General features: G+C 44.7%; 24 protein-coding genes, 2 riboswitches and 1 other annotated feature. Of the genes, 15 read left to right on the forward strand and 9 right to left on the reverse strand.

The annotated features are described in order from the left end of the window. Positions 1-32: 32 nt before the first annotated feature. From RBH91_RS07995 to RBH91_RS08020, 6 genes are all read left to right on the forward strand, one after another. Complete coding sequence (locus tag RBH91_RS07995; protein WP_307894095.1) at positions 33-362, forward strand: DMT family transporter; 330 nt, start codon at positions 33-35, stop codon at positions 360-362. Beyond that, positions 362-676, forward strand: a complete 315-nt coding sequence (locus tag RBH91_RS08000) for a DMT family transporter (protein ID WP_307894096.1) — start codon at positions 362-364, stop codon at positions 674-676. The genes RBH91_RS07995 and RBH91_RS08000 overlap by 1 nt, the downstream gene beginning before the upstream one ends. A 117-nt stretch (positions 677-793) precedes the next feature. After that, positions 794-1,696, forward strand: coding sequence for a formyltetrahydrofolate deformylase (purU, locus tag RBH91_RS08005; protein WP_307894097.1), 903 nt, complete (start codon positions 794-796; stop codon positions 1,694-1,696). Positions 1,697-1,762: 66 nt separating this feature from the next. Next, positions 1,763-1,977, forward strand: a binding site (T-box leader). 60 nt (positions 1,978-2,037) lie between these two features. After that, positions 2,038-3,135 (forward strand): glutamate 5-kinase, encoded by a 1,098-nt coding sequence (gene proB / locus RBH91_RS08010; protein ID WP_307894098.1) that lies wholly within the window; start codon positions 2,038-2,040, stop codon positions 3,133-3,135. Between the two features lie 14 nt (positions 3,136-3,149). Further along, the gene (locus RBH91_RS08015) at positions 3,150-4,397 is read left to right on the forward strand and encodes a glutamate-5-semialdehyde dehydrogenase (protein WP_307894099.1); all 1,248 of its coding nucleotides are present in this window, start codon (positions 3,150-3,152) and stop codon (positions 4,395-4,397) included. A gap of 107 nt (positions 4,398-4,504) precedes the next feature. After that, positions 4,505-4,930 carry an organic hydroperoxide resistance protein gene (locus RBH91_RS08020; protein ID WP_307894100.1) on the forward strand — a complete coding sequence of 142 codons (426 nt, stop codon included), beginning with the start codon at positions 4,505-4,507 and terminating at the stop codon, positions 4,928-4,930. A 58-nt stretch (positions 4,931-4,988) separates the two neighbouring features. Here RBH91_RS08020 and RBH91_RS08025 read toward each other — a convergent pair whose 3' ends face one another. Next, positions 4,989-5,435: a MarR family winged helix-turn-helix transcriptional regulator gene (locus tag RBH91_RS08025; RefSeq protein ID WP_307894101.1), complete on the reverse strand. Its 447-nt coding sequence runs from the start codon at positions 5,433-5,435 to the stop codon at positions 4,989-4,991. A gap of 174 nt (positions 5,436-5,609) precedes the next feature. On the opposite strand from RBH91_RS08025, the gene RBH91_RS08030 reads away from it, so the two are divergent. Then, complete coding sequence (locus RBH91_RS08030) at positions 5,610-6,023, forward strand: organic hydroperoxide resistance protein OhrB (protein WP_076762346.1); 414 nt, start codon at positions 5,610-5,612, stop codon at positions 6,021-6,023. Positions 6,024-6,117: 94 nt separating this feature from the next. Then, positions 6,118-6,768, forward strand: coding sequence for a hypothetical protein (locus RBH91_RS08035; RefSeq protein ID WP_307894102.1), 651 nt, complete (start codon positions 6,118-6,120; stop codon positions 6,766-6,768). A 58-nt stretch (positions 6,769-6,826) separates the two neighbouring features. Here the strand turns inward: RBH91_RS08035 and RBH91_RS08040 are convergent, their stop codons facing one another. Then, positions 6,827-7,297 (reverse strand): guanine deaminase, encoded by a 471-nt coding sequence (locus RBH91_RS08040; protein ID WP_307894103.1) that lies wholly within the window; start codon positions 7,295-7,297, stop codon positions 6,827-6,829. A gap of 148 nt (positions 7,298-7,445) precedes the next feature. On the opposite strand from RBH91_RS08040, the gene RBH91_RS08045 reads away from it, so the two are divergent. Continuing rightward, entirely contained in the window at positions 7,446-8,078 is a 633-nt protein-coding gene (locus RBH91_RS08045; RefSeq protein ID WP_076762349.1) for a histidine phosphatase family protein, read from the forward strand. Between the two features lie 62 nt (positions 8,079-8,140). On the opposite strand, the gene RBH91_RS08050 is transcribed toward RBH91_RS08045, so the two are convergent. From RBH91_RS08050 to RBH91_RS08065, 4 genes are all read right to left on the reverse strand, one after another. Beyond that, on the reverse strand, positions 8,141-8,884 hold the full coding sequence (locus RBH91_RS08050) for a hypothetical protein (RefSeq protein ID WP_307894104.1): 744 nt from the start codon (positions 8,882-8,884) through the stop codon (positions 8,141-8,143). After that, entirely contained in the window at positions 8,881-9,195 is a 315-nt protein-coding gene (locus RBH91_RS08055; protein ID WP_307894105.1) for a DUF5082 domain-containing protein, read from the reverse strand. Before RBH91_RS08055 ends, RBH91_RS08050 begins: the two co-directional genes overlap by 4 nt. Positions 9,196-9,402: 207 nt before the next feature. Beyond that, complete coding sequence (gene metE, locus RBH91_RS08060; RefSeq protein ID WP_307894106.1) at positions 9,403-11,691, reverse strand: 5-methyltetrahydropteroyltriglutamate--homocysteine S-methyltransferase; 2,289 nt, start codon at positions 11,689-11,691, stop codon at positions 9,403-9,405. 150 nt (positions 11,692-11,841) lie between these two features. Continuing rightward, a riboswitch (cobalamin riboswitch) is annotated at positions 11,842-12,031 on the reverse strand. A gap of 141 nt (positions 12,032-12,172) precedes the next feature. Beyond that, positions 12,173-13,126: a S8 family peptidase gene (locus tag RBH91_RS08065; protein WP_076762353.1), complete on the reverse strand. Its 954-nt coding sequence runs from the start codon at positions 13,124-13,126 to the stop codon at positions 12,173-12,175. Between the two features lie 291 nt (positions 13,127-13,417). Between RBH91_RS08065 and RBH91_RS08070 the strand changes: the two genes are divergently transcribed. From RBH91_RS08070 to RBH91_RS08080, 3 genes are all read left to right on the forward strand, one after another. Next, complete coding sequence (locus RBH91_RS08070) at positions 13,418-13,576, forward strand: transcriptional regulator SplA domain-containing protein (RefSeq protein ID WP_307894107.1); 159 nt, start codon at positions 13,418-13,420, stop codon at positions 13,574-13,576. A gap of 138 nt (positions 13,577-13,714) precedes the next feature. Next, a riboswitch (M-box (ykoK) riboswitch) is annotated at positions 13,715-13,879 on the forward strand. Positions 13,880-14,130: 251 nt separating this feature from the next. Further along, entirely contained in the window at positions 14,131-15,486 is a 1,356-nt protein-coding gene (gene mgtE / locus RBH91_RS08075; protein ID WP_076762354.1) for a magnesium transporter, read from the forward strand. Between the two features lie 90 nt (positions 15,487-15,576). Further along, positions 15,577-15,966 (forward strand): hypothetical protein, encoded by a 390-nt coding sequence (locus tag RBH91_RS08080; protein WP_307894108.1) that lies wholly within the window; start codon positions 15,577-15,579, stop codon positions 15,964-15,966. Between the two features lie 32 nt (positions 15,967-15,998). Here the strand turns inward: RBH91_RS08080 and RBH91_RS08085 are convergent, their stop codons facing one another. Beyond that, complete coding sequence (locus tag RBH91_RS08085) at positions 15,999-16,331, reverse strand: MerR family transcriptional regulator (RefSeq protein WP_076762356.1); 333 nt, start codon at positions 16,329-16,331, stop codon at positions 15,999-16,001. A 191-nt stretch (positions 16,332-16,522) separates the two neighbouring features. Here RBH91_RS08085 and RBH91_RS08090 point away from each other — a divergent pair, with 191 nt between their 5' ends. From RBH91_RS08090 to RBH91_RS08100, 3 genes are all read left to right on the forward strand, one after another. After that, complete coding sequence (locus tag RBH91_RS08090) at positions 16,523-16,678, forward strand: hypothetical protein (RefSeq protein WP_094777347.1); 156 nt, start codon at positions 16,523-16,525, stop codon at positions 16,676-16,678. Between the two features lie 109 nt (positions 16,679-16,787). Further along, a complete protein-coding gene (gene fbpA / locus RBH91_RS08095) occupies positions 16,788-16,961 on the forward strand; it encodes a Fur-regulated basic protein FbpA (protein ID WP_076762357.1) in 174 nt (57 codons plus the stop codon). Positions 16,962-17,142: 181 nt separating this feature from the next. Beyond that, complete coding sequence (locus tag RBH91_RS08100) at positions 17,143-17,604, forward strand: MarR family winged helix-turn-helix transcriptional regulator (protein ID WP_307894109.1); 462 nt, start codon at positions 17,143-17,145, stop codon at positions 17,602-17,604. Here RBH91_RS08100 and RBH91_RS08105 read toward each other — a convergent pair. Together RBH91_RS08105 and ku are read right to left on the reverse strand one after the other, a co-directional pair. Next, positions 17,601-19,445, reverse strand: coding sequence for a DNA ligase D (locus RBH91_RS08105; RefSeq protein WP_307894110.1), 1,845 nt, complete (start codon positions 19,443-19,445; stop codon positions 17,601-17,603). The genes RBH91_RS08100 and RBH91_RS08105 overlap by 4 nt on opposite strands. 3 nt (positions 19,446-19,448) lie before the next feature. Next, complete coding sequence (ku, locus tag RBH91_RS08110) at positions 19,449-20,324, reverse strand: non-homologous end joining protein Ku (RefSeq protein ID WP_307894111.1); 876 nt, start codon at positions 20,322-20,324, stop codon at positions 19,449-19,451. Between the last annotated feature and the right edge of the window lie 181 nt (positions 20,325-20,505).

A 20,505-nucleotide genomic window follows, 5' to 3' on the forward strand; every position in this document is an offset into this window, starting at 1 on the left:
TCTGTGGCTGAAAATGAATGGAGGGAATGCATATGAGATGGGGCAGTGTTGTACTCGCAGCCTTGTTTGAAATTTTTTGGGTGATGGGGCTGAAACACGCCGATTCAGCTATTGAATGGATCGGAACGGCGATTGCCGTCGCGGCCAGCTTCTATATATTGGTGAAAGCGGGCGAGAAGCTCCCGGTCGGCACCGTTTATGCCGTGTTTACCGGCCTCGGTACAGCGGGCACGGTTCTGTGCGAAATCATTTTGTTTCATGAACCGGCCGATATTGCCAAGCTTGTGCTGATTGGCGTTTTGCTGTCCGGTGTGATCGGACTGAAGCTTGTGACAAATGAGGAGAAAGGGGAGGTTTCATAATGGAATGGATCTATTTAATTGCCGCCGGATTGCTGGAAATGCTCGGTGTGACGATGATGAACCAATTTCATAAGGATAAGCGGCTGAAATGGATCTTTTTGCTGATGGCTGGGTTTGCCGCTTCATTTTTCTTGCTTTCCCTTGCCATGGAAGCTTTGCCAATGGGGACGGCCTATGCGGTATGGACCGGAATCGGCACCGTCGGCGGCGCGCTTGTCGGCATTCTTTTTTACGAAGAGCCAAAAGACGGAAAACGCATCTTTTTTATCGCGCTTATATTGGGATCTGCCGTCGGATTAAAGCTGCTGAGCTGAATGGAAGGTCTCCCGTCCGTCTTTGATAAAATAGGTGTACACAAATTGATTTTTCAATGAACTCAAGTATAATGAAGAGATAGTTTACGAATTACAAGCAAAGAGGGTTTTTACGAAATGAAAGCATATATGAAACAACAGTTAAAGCAATATCAGGACATCAATAATGAAAAGGCTCGACTGCTCGTCAGCTGTCCGGATCAGCCGGGAATTGTCGCAGCCGTTTCCGCGTTTTTATTTGAAAGTGGCGCGAACATTATTGAATCCAGCCAGTATACAACAGATCCTGAAGGAGGCCGGTTCTTTCTCAGAATCGAGTTCGAAGCTGCAGGAATTCGTGAAAAAATCGGACAGATGAAAGAAACATTCGCGTCTGTCGCGGAGTCTTTCCAAATGACGTGGAGCATCACACCTGCAAGTGAATTAAAACGGGTCGCCATCTTCGTTTCAAAAGAACTGCACTGTCTGCATGAGCTGTTGTGGGAATGGCAGAGCGGCAATTTGATGGCGGAAATTGCTGCGGTTATCAGCAATCATGAAGACGCCAGAGAAATCGTTGAATCGCTGAACATCCCGTTTCTCTATATGAAAGCAAACAAAGACATCCGCAAAGAAGTTGAAAAACAGCAGCTTGAGTGGCTTGAAGAATATCGCGTAGATGTCATCGTCCTTGCCCGCTATATGCAGATTTTAACGCCTGACTTTGTTGCGGCGCACCCGCACAAAATCATCAATATCCACCACTCGTTTCTGCCTGCATTTATCGGAGCCAACCCGTATAAGCGCGCATACGAAAGAGGCGTCAAATTGATCGGGGCGACATCTCACTATGTGACAAATGAACTGGATGAAGGTCCGATTATCGAGCAGGACATTGAACGCGTTGACCACAGAGATCATGTGGAGGCGTTGAAAAACATCGGCCGGACGATTGAAAGAAGCGTTCTTGCAAGAGCGGTCAAATGGCATCTGGAAGACCGGATTATCGTGCATGAAAACAAGACCATCGTCTTCAATTAAAAATTGCTGCCGATCAAAGAAAAGTTCTTGACAGCGGTGTTTTTCCTAGGCATAATAATAAAAAATCAGCGAGCGTTGAAGAGGACCAGTAAGCAGATCTTTCTGTGAAAGAGAGTGAAATGGCATGCTGAAACATTTCACCACAAGAAACCTGCCGAACCTGCCTCAGAGTCTTAGGGGGAAAACCTAGGCGCATACCCTGCGTTACAGGGAAAGCGGAATGTGCTTTTTTTGCGCATTCAATGAAGGTGGTACCGCGGAAAGCCCTTTTCGTCCTTTTCTATTTGACGAAAAGGGCTTTTTTTATTGGCTTCTGCCTGATCATCTCGGAGGGGAAAAACGTGAAAAAACAACGGATTGTCATTAAAATCGGAAGCAGTTCATTAACGGACTCAAAAGGCGGCATTGACGAGGTAAAAGTCAATGACCATGTCCGGGCGATTGCCGCTTTGAAAAAAGAAGGCCACGACGTGATTTTTATTTCTTCCGGCGCTGTCGCCGCCGGCTTTTTTCAGCTCGGCTATCCCGCAAGGCCGGTCACATTAAAAGGAAAACAGGCTGCGGCTGCCGTCGGACAAAGCCTTTTAATGCAGCAATATATTCAGCATTTTGCAGAACACGATTTAATACCTGCGCAAATCTTATTGACGAGAAATGACTTTGCCAAAAGAGAACGGTATCGAAATGCATATGCGACCGTCACGGAATTGATCGAAAGAGGACTTGTTCCCATTATTAATGAAAATGATTCGGTTTCTGTTGAAGAATTGACATTCGGTGATAATGATATGCTCTCCGCCTTAGTGAGCGGATTGATACATGCTGACAAATTAATCATTTTAACGGACATTAACGGTCTTTATGATGCGAATCCCGCTGAACATCCGGATGCCCGGCGCTTTGATTATATCGCTGAAATAACAGACGATCTTTTAAATTATGCGACTTCCATCGGCTCAAAAGTCGGAACGGGCGGAATGAAATCAAAGCTTTTAGCTTCAAAAACCGCTCTTTCGTTAGGCGTCAATGTTTTCATCGGTACAGGATCGGGTGAAGACAAGCTGATACAGATATTAAAGGGGAACGGTGACGGAACATACATCGGCCAGTCTGACCTGTCTTCTGTCAATAATCACAAGCAGTGGATCGCCTTTCATTCGCCTGTTTCAGGAAAAATCATCGTTGATGAAGGAGCGGAACTGGCGATTACGGAGAACGGAAGCAGCCTGCTGCCAGCGGGAGTGACGGATGTACGCGGGGACTTTTCAAAGGATGCAGTCGTTGAAGTGTACGGTCCGAATGGATTGGCCGGGAAAGGCCAGACGCTTTATTCCGCTCGAGAGCTTCTCCAGGTGAAAGGAAAACGAAGTGATGAGTTTCATTATGAAAAAGGAATTGAAGTTATCCATCGAAACGACTGGATTAGCATAAAAGAATAAGGGGCTGAACAATAATGAGTGAAGTGATTGAAAAAGCAAAAAAGGCGAATGCCGCAAAAGAAGAGCTTGTTCACCAGACGACGGAAAATAAAAACGAGGCGCTTTCCTTGATTGCCGAAGCGCTTCGTTCCCATCAAGATGATATATTGGAGGAAAACCGCAAAGACATTGAAATGGGCAAAGAAAAGGGGTTTTCACCCGCGCTGTTGGACCGGCTTTCCTTAAGTCCTGAAAGGCTGAATGATATCGCAGATGCCATCACTCTTCTCATCAAGCTTAATGATCCCGTGGGAGACAGCCTTGAAACCATTCGCAAAGAAAACGGACTGTTGATCGAAAAAGTTCGTGTGCCGATCGGTGTTGTCGGGATGATCTATGAGGCTCGTCCGAATGTAACGGTTGATGCTGCCACACTTTGTTTGAAAACGGGAAACGCTTGTGTGCTCCGCGGCAGTTCATCTGCGATCAACAGCAATAAAGCGCTCGTCCGCGTGATTCGTGCAGCGCTGGACAAGTCGGTGCTGCCAAAGGATGCCGTCCAGCTGATCGAAGATACGAGCAAAGAAACGGCTAAACAGCTGTTTACTTTAAATGATGGTTTGGATGTGTTAATTCCAAGGGGCGGAAAAAACCTCATCGATATGGTTGTCCGGGAATCGACGGTTCCGGTGCTTGAGACAGGAGCGGGGAACTGCCATCTCTTTATTGATGAATCGGCACAGTCCGCTATGGCGCAGCAGGTTGTCATCAATGCGAAGACACAGCGGCCGTCAGTCTGCAACGCGATCGAAACGGTGCTCATTCATGAAAACTGGGCGGATCAGCATACGAAAGATCTGCTTCAAAAGCTTGAGGAGGCAGGCGTCAAAATCAAAGGAGACCAAACGGTTTGCGAGCTGCTTCCTTCAGCGGAGCCTGCTGAAGAGCTTGACTGGGAGACAGAGTTTTTAGCCCCTCTCATCAGCATTAAAACCGTCAAGAGCCTTGATGAAGCAATCCGCCATATCCACCGATACGGAACAAGGCATTCAGAAGCGATTCTGACCGAAAATGAGGAAAACGCCCGCTTTTTCTTAACATCTGTAGATGCGGCTGCGGTTTACCATAATGCTTCCACCCGGTTTACCGACGGGTTTGAATTTGGATACGGAGCCGAAATCGGCATCAGCACGCAAAAGCTTCACGCCAGAGGCCCGATGGGTCTTGAGGCGCTGACTTCCTCAAAATACATCATTAAAGGGAACGGACAAATTCGCAGTTGAAAAGCGGACATCCTGCCTATAGAAGGGCAGGATGTTTTTTTGTTGCAACATTTATTTATTTTGTATAAAATTTAATTGTGCACAATTAAAAATAAAGGAGAATGATCATGACTAAACCGCTTCTTACCGCTCAAGCAACCGCCAAAGGAGGCAGAGACGGACAAGTGACCTCTTCAGATCGCGTATTGGCATTGGAGCTTGCTATGCCAGGAACACCGAAAGCAAAAGAACAAGAAAAAACGACCAATCCTGAACAGCTGTTTGCGGCAGGATATGCGGCATGCTTTGACAGTGCGTTGCAATTGACCGCCAAAAAAGCACGCCTCCACATTGAAACAGAGGTAACGGCAAATGTGAGCCTTCTAAAAGATGAAGCTGACGGAGGATATAAGCTTGGCGTCGCACTTCAAGTGAAGGGCACAGATATTGAAAAAGCTGAATTGGAAAAACTCGTTCACAAAGCACACACAGTCTGTCCGTATTCAAAAGCAATTTCCGGTAATCTAGACGTGAGTCTTAAAGTCATTTCATAAAAAGAGGCGCCTTCATATCAATTGAAGGCGCCTTGATTTCTTTAAAGAACTGCGCAGTTCAGCTGTTTTCTTTCGTCAATGATGCAAGGAGAGAATGGAGCGAGTGTTTTAAATCTTTTAGCTCTTCATCCGTCAAGTCTGTCTGCTCCAGCATATCAGCGGGAATGCGGCTTGCTTTTTGTTGAAGCGACTTGCCGCTTGCTGAAAGCTTCACGACCACAGACCGTTCATCTTCAGGAGACCGCTCTCTTGTAAGCAGTCCGCCCTGTTCCATTCTTTTCAGCATCGGGGTCAGCGTTCCTGAATCGAGATAAAGGAGCTTCCCCATTTTTTTCACGCTCAATTCTCCGTGTTCCCATAATAAAAGAAGTGCTAGGTACTGGGGGTACGTAATATTCAATTCGTCAAGCAGCGGCTTGTACAATTTCGTCATTTCGCGCGAGCTTGCATAAAGCAGAAAACACAGCTGCCGTTCAAGCTTCATATGTTCAAATTCATTTGCCATCAGTTCACCAACTCTTTTTTTGTTCTTTTTTATTGTATAAGATTTTTTCCCCTTTTCCTATTCTTTGCACAAAAACAATGGGCAAGGGTTTTCTTAAAATGCATAAGCCGATGTTTAAAATGCTTATTTTGTGAAATATAAAGAATAAGGAAAAAACGTAAGGAGGAAAAAATGATGACTGCATTATTCACAGCGAAAGTAACGGCAAAAGGCGGAAGAAGCGGACATGTTAAATCAGATGACGGTGTGCTCGATCACAACATTGTGATGCCGAATGAAAAAACAGGGGGCGAATCAGGAACAAATCCTGAACAGCTGTTTGCCGCAGGATATGCGGCATGCTTCGGCGGAGCTTTGGAGCATGTCGCCAAAGAACAAGGGATCGAGATTGACTCTGAGGTGGAAGGACGCGTCAGTTTGTTGAAAGATGAAAATGACGGCGGCTTTAAGCTTGGCGTTCAGCTGCTCGTCTCCACAGGCGGGCTTGAAAAAGAAAAGGCGCTGGAACTTGTCAAGGCCGCGCATGATTTTTGCCCATATTCCAAAGCGACGAGAGGAAATATAGATGTCGATCTTGAAGTAAAATAAACCCGAGCTTAATTCCGAGAAAGCAAACAAAAGCTTGTTTGCTTTCTTTTTTAAAATGAGACAGCAAAAAACAAAGCCCTGAAAGGAGCAGCATATGAAACATTTCAAAACAGCGATCGTGCTCTGCGGTCTGGCTGTGTTCTCGATGATCACAGCCTGTGGAAGCGGTGCACAGGAGGATGGCGGGAATCAAAAAACAGCAGAAACAGCGGATCGCAAAAAAGTTGATTTGAGAAAATACTCTCTTGATCAAAACAGCCGTACAGAAGACGATTTTGATCTTATAGGAAAGCTTATTCATGCTGAAGATGACCAAATGACACTCAAGATCAAAGATCGGGAATTGATTATTCCAAAAAGCAAGCATTTTAAAAGTGAAGAAGATCACGATGATTTAATAGGGAAGCTTATTCAAGTAGAAGTGGACGGAAAGACGCAGGAAGCGGAAGAGGCAGAGCTGATGCCCCAGGCGAAAGCTGACGAAAACGGCGTCTATGAGCGGGAGGCTGACGGCGGCCAAAAGGTCATCGGAACGCTTGTCAGTGAGTCTGATCATGATGTAACGATCCAAACCGAAGCGGGGGATAAAACGTATCAGAAAGCATCCGGTTATGAAAGAGATATAGCCGAGGCGCCCGAAAAATTGAAAGGCAAAACCGTAAGGCTTGAGATCCAAAAGGATGGGAAAGTGGAAAGTCTGGATTTTGAAGCCGAAGATCAAAAACTTGATTGGTATAAAGAATGATCGGCATCGGAAACTTTGTAAATTAAAAGGAGCTTCCCGAAAAAAGGAAGCTCCTTTATCAATACTCTATTTTATTATCCGTGTTTTCCCACGTGAGGAAAGGCTCCAGTTTATCCTGAAGCTCCATTTTATAAAAAGGAATGTTTCGTTCGCTTCGTTTTTTCATGATTTCTTCATAAATAAAAGTATCGTCAAAGCCTGCTGATGCTGCATCAGAATGCTTTGCGGCAAAATATATTTCTTTCGGCCTCGCCCAGTATATCGCCCCTAAACACATCGGACAAGGTTCACAGCTTGTATACAAAATGCAGTCGTCAAGCTGGTAATCGCCAAGTGCTTCACAGGCAAGCCGAATGGCCGTCACTTCTGCATGTGCAGTTGGATCATTGCTGGTTGTCACATTGTTTTTTCCTTCGGCAATGATTTTGCCGCCCTTGACAATCACAGCGCCAAAAGGCCCCCCTGTTCCTGATTTCACGCTTTCAACTGCAAGGTCGATTGCGCGCTGTAAGAATGTTTCGTGATTCATGTCTGTATCCTCCTTGGTTGTCTTGCCTTTTTATTATAGCTGATGGTTCCCGTAAAACAAACGTAGTTCAGAATATTCTTTATATTTGATCCGAAGACGTTGATCGAATACAATAAATGCTAGTATCATAAGGACGGGAGAGGATTGTTTGCTTACCTTGTACATTGCAAGACACGGCCAGACGGAGTGGAATATTGAAAAGAGAATGCAAGGCTGGGAGAATTCCGATCTAACAGCGCTCGGTTTAGCAAATGCGAAGGCGCTCGGCGAAAAGCTGAAAGATGTTCAATTTCAAGCGGCTTATGTCAGCACAAGCGGGCGCGCCGTTGATTCTGCCCGGGCGATTCTAAAGGGCCGCTCCATTTCCTTCGTTCAAGACGATATCTTTAAAGAAATCGGCCTAGGCTCTTGGGAAGGAAAAACATATGACGAAATCAAACAACATGATCCTGCCATGCTGGAAGCCTATTTTCAAACGCCTGAACAGTACATGCCGAATGGAGGGGAGAGTTTTCAGGACTTTGAAAGGCGGGTCAGACAAGCGCTTACTCTCATTCTCCAGAAGCACAAGGAAGGGAATGTTCTCCTTGTCAGCCATTCTGTTTTTATCTTGATGCTCTTGAATATTGTTAAGAAGCGGCCGATTCGTGAATTATGGAACTCAAGCTATGTCCATGATACAGCGCTTGCAGTTGTCAGCATATCTGAAGAAGGAAGCGCAGTCATTTTAAAAGAAGGAGACGGGGAGCATCGAATCAAACAGACGAATGTCATTTGGTAGTGCTGTACTTGCTCCTGTGGATGGATAAAGACATAAAGCCTGACCCCAGGGTCAGGCTTTTATTATGTATGGGAATGATTGACGCCATTCTGCTCCTGTTTTGCTTTCTCGCTGAAGCTTGCCAGGATGGCGGCGGCGTTTTTTTGGTTTTCGTGAAGACATACGGTTTTGAGATCGGACAGGGCCGCTACAGCAGCTTTTTTGGCAAACGTGAAAGCCGTATAGGAGAGAGGGCCTTTTGCAACCTGCTGATAAGCCAAAAGGCAAAGGTTCCCCGCGATGTTGCGGCTTAACAGGCGCCGTACAGACCACAGCCGCTCTTTTCCATGATCATCAAACTGGATATATAAGGCCTTCCTGTTTCCCGTGAACAGGCCTGACAGCCCGTTTTCTTTCAATTGTTTCATTAAAATCAACGGTTCAGACAAAAGCGACGCCGTCATTTTAAAGCCGTCAGCGGAGCTTTTGGAAGCCGCCAAAAACGACATGATGGGCGGGTAGCCGGCAAGGTGCCCTCCATTCTGAAAAAGCCGGTCGGCAAGCATTTGATCTGTTTTTTTTATATGGGTTTCAGTATAGCGGAGCAAATGCTCCAGGTCATCAAGCGTATGCAAAAATCCTTTCAGTTCATATTCCATTTCGGTTTGAGCCTGATCGATATCACTTGTTTTCGCTGCTTTCACACTTGAGAGCAGGACATGAAGGTGACGATGCAAAAGATGCATCAGATCACTGATTTTCTGATGTGAATGGCGAAATTGGCGGGCGAGAGCATGTAAATCATTTACATTCAGTCGAATGCTCATATCGGCTTCTCGGCTTCCAGCTGAAGCCGTTCGATCTCCTCGGCAGCTTGCTGTTTAATGATTCTCAGCTTGTCATACACACGAGATTCCGCGCGGTCAAGATCATCCAAAAGTGCATCATACATTTTCCGTGCCTGCCCCCGCCAGCCATTGATATACATTTGATGAGCTTTGAGAATGCAGGAGCTTTCCTGTCTCAGCTCAGCTATGGCAGAATTCAAATCTCTCACATAATGTTGAAGAGAATGAATGTCTTCTTGGTATGCTTTTCTTCTTAATTCCCGTTCTTGGGCATTTCCATCGTCAATCACTACATATTTTCCTTCCCTTCCATCATCTACTATGAATATGTTAAAAGAAAAGAATCCGGAAGAAAATCGTACGAATGAATCAAAAGTCTTAATGTTTTTTCGCTGAACAGACTTTGGATAATGGTTCTTTTGATCTAAACAGGGCGGCAGGCAAGAAAAAGAACCATCCGTTCATTCGGATGGTTCCCTCCTGAATTTTTTGTGAAATTAAACAGTCTGAGCCAGTTTATCCCTTGCTTGTTTAGCGGCTTCGACCATGTTTTTTAATGCGGCGATCGTTTCTTCAGGCTGTCTCGTTTTTAATCCGCAATCAGGATTGACCCAAAAACGGTCAGCCGGGCAAACTTTCAGCGCATCCTCAATGATTGTCAGCATTTCTTCAGTAGGAGGGACGCGCGGACTGTGAATATCATAAACGCCGAGCCCGAGCCCTTTTAAATAAGGATGCTGTTCAAGATAATCAAGGAATCCGCCGTGGCTTCTGCTGTGTTCGATCGTAATGACGTCTGCGTCCAAGTCTTCAATCGTATCCACGATATCTTCAAAGTTGCTGTAGCACATATGTGTGTGAATCTGCGTTGTGTCTTGAACAGATGAAGTGGACAGTCTGAAAGCTTCGGCAGCCCATGTGAGATACTCATTCCAATCCCGTTCTTTCAGCGGAAGGCCTTCCCTTAATGCAGGCTCATCGACTTGGATGATTTGGATTCCGGCTTTTTCAAGCGCTTCGACCTCTTTGCGAAGGGCATGCGCGATTTGGAAGGCGATTTCTTTTCTCGGCAGATCATAGCGGGCAAATGACCAGTTTAAAATCGTCACAGGTCCTGTCAGCATGCCCTTTACTTTTTTAGAAGTCAATGACTGCGCATAAACCGTTTCTTTTACCGTCATCGGCTCTTTAAATTCAACATCCCCATAGATCACAGGCGGACGGACGCAGCGGGAGCCGTAAGACTGAACCCAGGCGTATTTGGTAAAAGCGAATCCCCCAAGCTTTTCACCGAAATATTCAACCATGTCAGTCCGTTCGAATTCTCCGTGCACAAGGACATCAAGCCCGATGTCTTCCTGAATGTCAATCCATCTTTTTGTTTCCTCTTTAATAAACGACCTGTATTGTTCGTCTGACCATTCTTGTTTCCGCCACTTTTGCCGTGCGCTTCGCACTTCAGCGGTTTGCGGGAAGCTTCCGATCGTCGTTGTCGGCAGAACAGGAAGGCCGAGAGATTCATTTTGAATCCGCAGTCTTTCTTCAAATGCCGTCAGACGGGCAAAGTCTTCCTCAGTCAGTTTGTCTCGTTCTTCGGCAAAAGCTGTATTGGTCGCGGCGCCGTATCGTTTTAGAGCTTGAAGGTGTTCGTTTGCATCATTGATCTGGCTTTGTACGGCCGCTTTCCCGGAAACTAAGCCTTCCTTCAGAAGCGTAAGCTCTGAAAGCTTTTCCTTAGCGAAGGATAAACCGTTGATCAAATCATCGGCAAGCTGTTCTTCAGGGTGCTTTGCTACCGGAACATGGAGCAGGCTGTTTGAAGGCTGAATCCAGATTTCGCTGGCCCCGAGTCCGCTTATCAGCTCGGCCGTCCAATCAAGACGCTCTTCAAGATTGGCTTTCCAAATGTTTCGTCCGTCTAAAATGCCCGCGGCAAGCACTTTATCTTTCGGGAAGCCGTGCGCTTTCAGGTGCTCGAGGTTTTTGCCTTTGTCATGAACGAAATCAAGTCCGATTCCTTCAACAGGAAACGAAATCAGTTCTTTATAGGCATCGACTGAATCAAAGTATGTTTGCAGAAGTACATTCAGCCCTGACACGTTATCTTTAATCTTCTCATAGATTTCTTTTGCAGCGGCTGCTTCAGCAGGTGAAGCCGTGACAAGAGCGGGTTCGTCAATTTGCACCCATTTGACGCCTTCCTGTTCAAGCTCTTTTAGAAGTTGGGTGTAAAGCGGGATCATTTGCTGATAAATGTCTTTGATGTCTTGTGTCTCGTAGCCTTTTGCCAGCGCTACAAAAGTGTAGAGCCCAAGAATGACGGGCTTCGTTTCCACGCCCAATGCCGTTTTTGCTTTCTTATAATCTTCAAGCGGTTTGTTTTTTGTTAAGCGGTATTGTGCATTTTTTTCGTATTCAGGGACGATGTAGTGATAGTTTGTGTTGAACCATTTCGTCATTTCGCAAGATACAGCTTCTTTTGTTCCTCTTGCCATTGCAAAATAAGTATCCAACGGGTCGTTTAAATCCTTGAATCTTTCAGGAATCCAGTTGAACATAACCGCCGTGTCAAGAACATGGTCATAGAACGTAAAGTCTGAAACCGGTATGATATCGATTTGCTGATCAAGCTGAGTTTTGAGCGCTGCAAAAAATTGTTCGTCGATTTCTTTCAGAAAGGTCTCGCGATCTGTTTTTCCTTTCCAATAAGCCTCAAGCGATTTTTTCCATTCCCTGTTCAAGCCGATTCTTGGAAATCCCAAGCTGCTTGTTTTCACATTTGTCATTCAGGTATCCTCCTTTTAATGTTCAATAAAAAAAGACACTCACTCTCCGGACAGATTGAAGGTGAATGCCTAATACAGCATTTTTGCGAACGAGAAATAAACGTAGCCTATTGTTACGTCAACTCGAACACCTCCTATCGACCGTAGGTATATGGTGCATCAGAACAGGCAGGTCTCCTGGCTCGTGGATCAACAGTTATTTCACCCTTCCCATATAGAAACAGTGGGTTTTTTGAAATAACCTACTCATTTACAGTGGCGGGACCGCGTTGGATTTTCACCAATCTTCCCTTTTAAAATCTAACCTCGCATTAGATTACCGTGTTCCTAGTGTTGAAATTGTTTAGTAGATTATATACCCTCATGTTCTTTTAGTCAAAATAATTTTTGAATTCTTACTATTAAAAAGATTCTTCATTATCAGCCGGGAATTATCCGACATCATGAAAAAGCCGCCGACCAATGTCGGCGGCTCCGGTTGTTAAAGGGAAAGAAGTTTTGTTTCGCCAGCCTTTTCAGCTAAAATCTCAGGAGCTGTCAAATATAAAAATCCGTTTCCGATCAGCGCCTTTGAATAATCGAGAGGAAGAGTCCTGCGGATCAGCTGAGCGTATAGTTCCGGCTCTGTCAGTTTTCGTTTAAATGCGTCCTCTTCCATTGATTTTATAAGAGCAAGCGCGCCGCTGGCATGAGGAGTAGCCATCGACGTTCCGGTTAACTTCCCGTATTGCTGACCAGGCAATGTTGATAAGATTTCTTCGCCTGGTGCGACGAGATCTATTTCCTTATTGGCGTTTGAAAATTCAGACGATTCTCGCGTCAGCGATACAGAGCCGACAGCAATCACTTCATTGTACGCGGCCGGATATGAATATTCCTCTGTACGGTCATTTCCGTCGCCTTCATTTCCGGCTGCACAGACGACGAGAACACCGCTATTGACGGCATTTGCCACAGCTTCTTTCAATTCGGGAACATCGGCCGGTCCGCCAAGCGACATTGAAATGATGTCCGCTTTTTGTTCAACGGCATAATTGATGCCGTTGATAATCCATTCATATGCACCGCTTCCGTCTTCTCCGCCGAGCACCTTAACGATTAAAAGGTTTGCCTCAGGGGCAACACCGGAAATCCCGCCGTTTTTGTCATTGGCAGCAATCGTACCCGCAACATGGGTGCCATGTCCATTATAATCATTAAACTGATCTTCTTTTCCGTTGTCATCGTCAGTGAAGTTTTTGCCTCCGATAATTCTATCCGCTAAATCAGGATGGGTTGCGTCACAGCCTGTATCAAGCACTGCCACAGTGACATCTTTTCCTTTAAAACCTTGTGACCACAGCTCCGGTGCCTTAATCGCATCGATTCCTTCCGGCAGTTCATTCACGTCCATCAGCTTCGCGTCAGTGACATAAGGAATTAATCGCATTTGCATTTCAAAGCCCTCCTTGTTTTGTGCTGCTTTAGATGGGTTACAAGGTGCGTGATTATATTTTAAAACATTTATTTTGCTAAAAAAAGGTTCATTTGTATGAATTTTATGAAAAATCTAAAAAATAGAGAATAGGTGAGGAAAGTCGAATAATAGGAAATGATGCTGTTATTGTAAGCAATAAGACCTGAGCCGAATGGTAAAAGAGATGAAAGAATAACTAGATCCATGAGAGTTGATTTCCTCATATTATCGGGAGCAAAAGGCCATCCTAATGAAAAAAGGAGGTGGCTGATGATGAAAGAAAAAGAAGAATACCAAAGGCAAGAGCTTTCAATCGAACAAGCCCAATATGTACCCCATCCGAAATTTGACGAAGAATACGCGCTTTTGCTGCATGAAAACTATCATTTGCTGTCAGAGGAAGACATTCCAAAGCTAAGCGAAGAATAGCGGGAAAATGCTGCACTTGACGAAGAACAGGTTTATTTTTGACGAAAAAGGGAATTAACGTGACCAAGAACGTATTAAAGTTGTTTTTTTTATTGACAGTCACCCTTTTTTTCTGTAATCTCATTGTGTCCGGTAAATACAGCTCTTCGTTAGGTGAGGCTCCTGTATGGAGATATGCTGCTGCCCAAAAATGTCCAAAGACGCCAATGGGTCAACAAGAACCATCGACATAAGGTGGTTTTTAACGCAGCTGGCATGCTGCCTATGCCATACAGTGCTAAAGCTCTACGATTGAAGGCGTTAGGGTTTTATTTTTGTATGGCTTTTAACACCTTCATTTAATGAAATAGGTGTTTTTTTATTTTTTAAGGAAAGTCAATCTTTCCGGATCATACAAGGAGGTGTGAGTATGGATTCTCCCCATTCGAGGCGGTTTAAACATACGAGAAACATTATTTGGCACAAAACACTGATTCACGGTGAGGAGATCCATACATATCACCCCTTTTGCTATGGTGGTATAGGGATCTCCTAAAAAGGAGGTACAGATTGCCATGGTACAAAACATGACATATGATGAACTGATTTTACGAATTATTATTTTGCTTAGAGATGGAAAACGAAAAGAGTTTCAAAGCGTTTTAGAAGAACTGCAGCCGTATGATATGGCAATTTTGTTCAAGGAAATGCCTGAAAAGCACCGCGGACGGTATCTGTCTTTTTTAACAGTTGAAGACATCACCGATTTAATGGGTGAGCTTGATAAAGAGGAGCAGCTGTCCGTTTTAAACAAAGTCGGCAAAGAAAAAGCGATCCATGTGATGAACAAGATGGACAATGACGATCTTGCCGCCCTCTTAGAGGAGATGGATCCGAAGCTCAAAGATCAGCTTCTTTCAAGCATGGAAGCGGAAGAATCAGAAGCGGTCCGCGTGCTGATGAATTATCCGCCGGAAACGGCGGGAAGAATCATGACAAACCGCTATGTGTGGATTCCGCAACATTATACGGTCAAAGAAGCCGTTGTAAAGCTGAAAAGCTTCGCCGAAATCGCCGAATCGATCAACTATTTGTACGTTATCAATGAGAACAAACAGCTCGTCGGCGTTTTATCCTACCGCGATTTGATTTTAGCTGAACCTGATGAAAAGGTTCAGGATCTCATGTTTACGAGAGTCATTTCGGCAGAGGCGCTCCAAGATCAGGAAGAGGTCGCAAGGCTTATTGAACGATATGATTTTCTGGCAATTCCCGTGGTGGAAAAAAACCACGAGCTTGTCGGAATCGTAACGGTGGATGACATCATCGACATCGTTATCCAAGAAGCGAATGAAGACTATGAAAAGTTCGCAGCTTCAGGTAAAGCGATCACGTTTGATACAAAATCGTTTGTCGCCGCATACCGGCGCCTGCCTTGGCTGATATTGCTTCTGTTTATCGGTTTGATCTCCGGAAGCATCATGAGCTATTTTGAAGACACGCTGCAGCGGGTCGTCGCACTGGCCTTCTTTATGCCGATGATCGCCGGGATGACAGGGAATACAGGAACCCAGTCTTTAGCCGTTGTCATCAGAGGCCTTTCAAAAGAAGAACTGAACAAAAAAACGATTTTTCGTCTGATTTTCCGCGAGCTGAGAGCCGGCATCATTATCGGCCTGGTGTGTGCGGTGGTGATTACGGGAATCGCGGTTGTCTGGCAGGGGAATTTGCTGCTAGGATTTGTGGTAGGAACTTCGCTTTTTGCCACGCTGATCATCGGAACGATGGCTGGCACGGTCGTCCCGATTATTCTCCACAAATGCAATGTCGACCCAGCGATCGCTTCAGGACCGCTGATCACAACCTTAAATGACATCCTGTCTCTTTTGATCTACTTCGGTATTGCAACTGCTTTTATTCATGCATTATAAAGCAGCCGCCCTCCTCATAAAGGAGGGTTTTTGCTTGCCAGACGCCCTGAAAGTTTATATATTTTAGGCAGAGATCAGGGAGGTTGAGGCATGCAAAGGATAGCAGCGATTGTGATATGTTTGGCTTTTACGGTGATCACCGGGTGCCAGAATGAGGATGAGGGGAAAGACCGGCGGCTGGCCGCCGTTGAAAACATGCTGGAGGCCATATTGGAGGAAGACCTGTCTGAAATGAAGCGGTTGTACGTTGAGGGAGCTGTTCCTTCTCCGGAAACGATCCTTAAAGAAAAGCAAAAATGGGGGATTTCCGGACTTAACGCCGATGATTTTCAAATATCTGAAGCAAGCATCCACGTTTTTCATGCCGCTTACAAGATGGAAAACAGCGGAGAGTCCGGAAGGGTCGCGTTTCGGATTCGCGATGATCCCGACAAAGGCATCATGATTGATTTTATCGGACAAATCAGCAGGAAATCATGAGGCGAATCATTCGGCGGGAATGATTCGTTTTTTTAGCGGTTTCTGTATTTAAAGTGAGCGTTAAGCTGCCCTTCGAGCATTTTTTTCCTCAGCTGCTGATCGTTTTTTTTGCTTTGTTCTTTTTTGCGCATGTCCTTGAGAATTTCTGCCGTCTGAACGCCGTCTTCACGCTTGTTTGCAATATCCATCAGCCGTTCTACATCGGCAAAGGAGTACTTTCGCGTGCCTCTTGAAGAGCGCTGCGGATAGATCAGCTTCCGTTCTTCATAATAGCGGATCTGCCTGACTGATAAGCCTGTGAGCTCGCTGACGATGCCAATTGATATCACCTTTTTATCTTTATAAGAAAGGTCTTCGACTGTCATTTTCCCACCCCTAAGATGACTTTTTTTGTATTATATAAGAAAATGCGAGAAAAAACCTGGCGATTGTAAGAAAATCTAACATGAATTAAATATTTTTAAAAAAAATACGGAAGAAAAGTTTACAGAAAAGGTGCAGCGGGAAGATATGTCTTGTATGCTGTGGTAACAGAGCAGATTAGGAGGAATTTATGATGAAGGAACACCAAGCTGTCTCACTCGCAAAAGAAATCGTGGCGTTAGACAATAAAAGGGATGAACTGTTCGAGACATTAATGAAGCTTGCCGGAAAGGATGCATTTCCGCTCCTGCGGGCGGTGCAGAACGGCTTTTATCAGAAATCCTCTTAAATCAGGAAAGGGGAGCGAAAAGAAGTGCAATTTTTACATGACCTTTATTTTCAGTTAACAAAAAAGTCGTATTCTTGAATAACAGGATACACGAAGGAAGGGAGAAGCTATGAGCAAATTATTAAAAAACGCATTGGAAAAAGAGAGAAATCACTATTCGAAAAAACTGATTTCCCTTGGCGTCTATCATCAGGAACATTTACAGAGGATGACGATTACAGAGCTCAGAAACGAATATTTTTATTTTTTTCAAAAACATAAAGCCCGCCCGTTTTCAAAATAAGCCATTTTGAAAAATGCGGGCTTCTTTTTCATATCTTAAAAAAAATAAGCAGGAGTTTTCTTTCGTATAACGAAAATATATACATATAGAATATAGGAAAATAATGACCTTACTTTTTCGTATTTGTAAGGGTTTTCATTTTCCTGGGTTCATTAAGAAAATAGTATAAGAGGTAGATGATATGAGACTTTCGTTTAATGAGGAAGAAGTTCTCCGTGCTATGTCATTGTACAAGGTTTTTGCCAGGGCTTTTAAAAGCGTATCTGAACATAGTATTCGGGACAGTAAGGAACATGGTTTTAACCCGACAGAATTTGCTGTATTGGAGCTTTTGTATACAAGGGGAGCCCAAAAACTGCAGCAAATCGGCTCCAGGCTGCTCCTTGTAAGCGGGAACGTAACGTATGTGATTGACAAATTAGAAAAAAACGGTTTCATCAAACGAGAGCAAGACCCGAAAGATAAGCGGTCTGTTTACGCGAACTTGACGGAGAAGGGAAGGGCTTATCTCGATGAGATTTATCCGATTCACTCTTTAAGAATCGCGCGGGCTTTTTCAGGTTTGACAAAAGAAGAACAGGAGCAGCTGATGGCCCTCCTGAAAAAAGCCGGAATTCACAGCCAGCATCTTTTGTTTCGCTAAACCGAACGGCCGCTTTCTTTTAAGTGTTCGAGAATAGCTTTGATCTGTTTGTCTTGGGGCTGTCTGAAAAAGCGTTCGAAAGGACAACCCAGTTCTTTTGTCCGCTGGACGACAGCCTCCATTGTAAAATCAGCGGGAGACAGGCTTGAGTTGACTTCAGTCCAAAACAGCGGTGCGGCTACTGTGCCAAACGCATTTCCCCTTGTGGAGTAGGGGCAGATGATCGTTTTACCGGGAGCATGCTGGACATAGTCAATATAAAGCTTTCCGCCCCTGTTTTTAATGAGGCGTTCCGTTGTGAACAAATCCGGAAAAAGCGAGACGCAATAGGATGCGGCAAAGCTTGTGAAAGAACGTGTGTCTTCATAGGTAAACGCATTTTTTGAAATCGGTATATAAATCTGAATCCCTTTATTTCCCGACAGCTTGGGAAAAGAAGCGAGACCCAGCTGTTCAAATAATCGGCGCAGCTCCTCCGCCGCGCGGACGGCAAGGGGAAATTCCGATTGTGATGGCGGATCAAGATCAAATACGATTTCAGTCGGATGAACTGTATCAGCTGTTTGAAAAGGAATATGAAATTCCAGTGCCAGCTGATTGGCAAGCCACAATAAAACAGAGTAGTCTTGACAAATGATATGGTCGTGCTCTCCATCTTTTATAGATGTAATAAATTCGGGAGCGTAATCAGGTTTGTTTTTTTGAAAAAAAGATTCTCCGCCGGACCCATGGGGATAGCGAATAACTGTGAGTGCCCGGTTTTCTAAAAAAGGAAGCAGAAAATCGCCGATTTCATTCAAGTAGCTGATATAATCGGCTTTTGTTTTGCCGTTTTTGGGAAAGATCACTTTATCAAGGCTTGTCAGTTGCAAATCAGGGTGGACATTTCTGGAGTGCAGCAGCAGCCGCGTGTATGTGCAGTCTTCCCATGCCACATCGAATTCAAATGATTCAAACGAAACCTCCCGCAATGTTCCATAATGGATCGTCAAATAATTCACTGTCAGGCAAATGGAAGGATCGATTGTATATTCGCCGGTCTTTATTTCGGTTCCATGTTCTTTTACGATGGCGAGAATCGCGTTTCTTTCCTGTTCCTCAAGTCCGTGTGAGACTGATCCCATTTCTTTGATTTGACCGCGGTCAAAAACAGCTATCGTAACATAGCCGTTTGTCATATTATAGCCTGTCATAAATACGGTGGCTTTTTTGTAGTTTTTAAGCTTGAGCCATTCTGCGGTTTTTTTGTTTTCCATCCAGCGGCTGTCTTTTTTCTTCGCAACAATTCCTTCTCCGTCAAGTCTTTTTACTGAATCCCAGAGAGAGTGAAAGTCCCGCGTTTCAGGGATATATTGAATCCGTTCAGTTGAAATTGGATCGGGAGCCAAGGGGAGGCCGAGGCATTTCAGCAACTCAAAAAGCTTCTGTTTCCGTTCTGAATAAGGCAGTGAAGAAATGTTTTCCCCTTTATATGCCAGCAGATCAAAGGCTAGATATTGGCACGGTTTATGTTCCGCCGCTTTCTCGATCAAGTCGGCTTTTTTAGTCAAGCCCCTTTTTTGAACATATTCAAAATTTGAACGATAACGGTTTGTCAAAGATACGACTTCACCGTCAAGCGTCATCGGGAGGTGTTTTTCAAGGCCGGCAAGCTTTTCTTTGACATATGAAGTTATTTCCGGAAACACGCTGTCCAAGGGCTGTCCGTTTCTGCTGATCAAGGAAATCTCGGTGCGGGAAACGCTTAAAAGCGCCCGGTATCCGTCATATTTGGCTTCATACCGCCAATTGCCTCCTGAAGGAGGAGCCGCTGTAAGAACGGGCTGCATCGTTAGTCCCATCTTTTATTTTGCCTCGGTCGCTTTTTTTCGCGTCGTTTTCCGTTTTTTCTCCACTGTTCCTTGTGCCTCGGCTGTTTTGGCCTTCTTCTCCTGTTTTTGCGGCGTTTTCGATCGTTCGATGCTTGCTTGAAGAGCGCTCACAAGATCGATGACATCTTGGCGCGGCGCGGCATTTGCATCAGGTGTGACACCTTCATTTTGATCGATCTTTTCTTTGATTTTATCCATCACTGCCAGTCTGTACGTATCCTCATATTGTTCAGGGGCAAATGTCGTTGTCAGTTCATCAATCAAAGAAATGGCTGTTTGCAGTTCCTTTTGGTTCACCTCTGTTGCTTCCGGTACACCGGGAACGTGTGCGGCATTGCGCACTTCATCAGGGTAGTGGATGGACTCCATCAAAATACAGTTTTCATATACCCGAAGAATGGCGAGCTGTTTTTTAGAACGAATCGTCATATGGGCAATCCCGATTTTTTCCGTTTTTCTGAGCGCTTCGCGCAGAAGGGTGTATGCTTTTACCCCGTTATCTCCGGGTCCGACGAAATAAGAGCGGTTAAAATATATGGGATCGATTTCTTTCAGCTGCACAAAGTCAACAATTTCAACCGACTTATCTTCCTGCTCTTCTTTGAGCTGCTTCAGCTCGTCGTCTGTTAAAACGACATATTTGCCTTTTACATATTCATATCCTTTGACAATGTCGTCAGGAGCGACTTCCTGATGACAGTTTGAGCATTTTTTTTCATATTGAATGGGAGAGCGGCATTCTTTATGAAGAGACCGCAATTTAATGTCTTTGTCTTCTGTTGCTGCAAACAGTTTAATCGGGATGTTAACAAGACCAAAGCTGATTGAGCCTTTCCACATCGTATGCATCGGTTCGGTTCAACTCCTTTTCTTTTCATGATGCCTCTATACAGATTGTTTCATGAGTAGCAACTTATGGATTCAGCCAACAAAAAAAGCATTCAGGCGTTAAACCTGAACGCTTTTTCCGTTTCGTTCAAACAGCAGCTGTTCTGTTTCAGCTGCTGTGAGGGGACAATTCATTACAACC

Origin of the sequence: Bacillus swezeyi (assembly GCF_030908325.1) — a bacterium.
Classification (GTDB): domain Bacteria; phylum Bacillota; class Bacilli; order Bacillales; family Bacillaceae; genus Bacillus; species Bacillus swezeyi.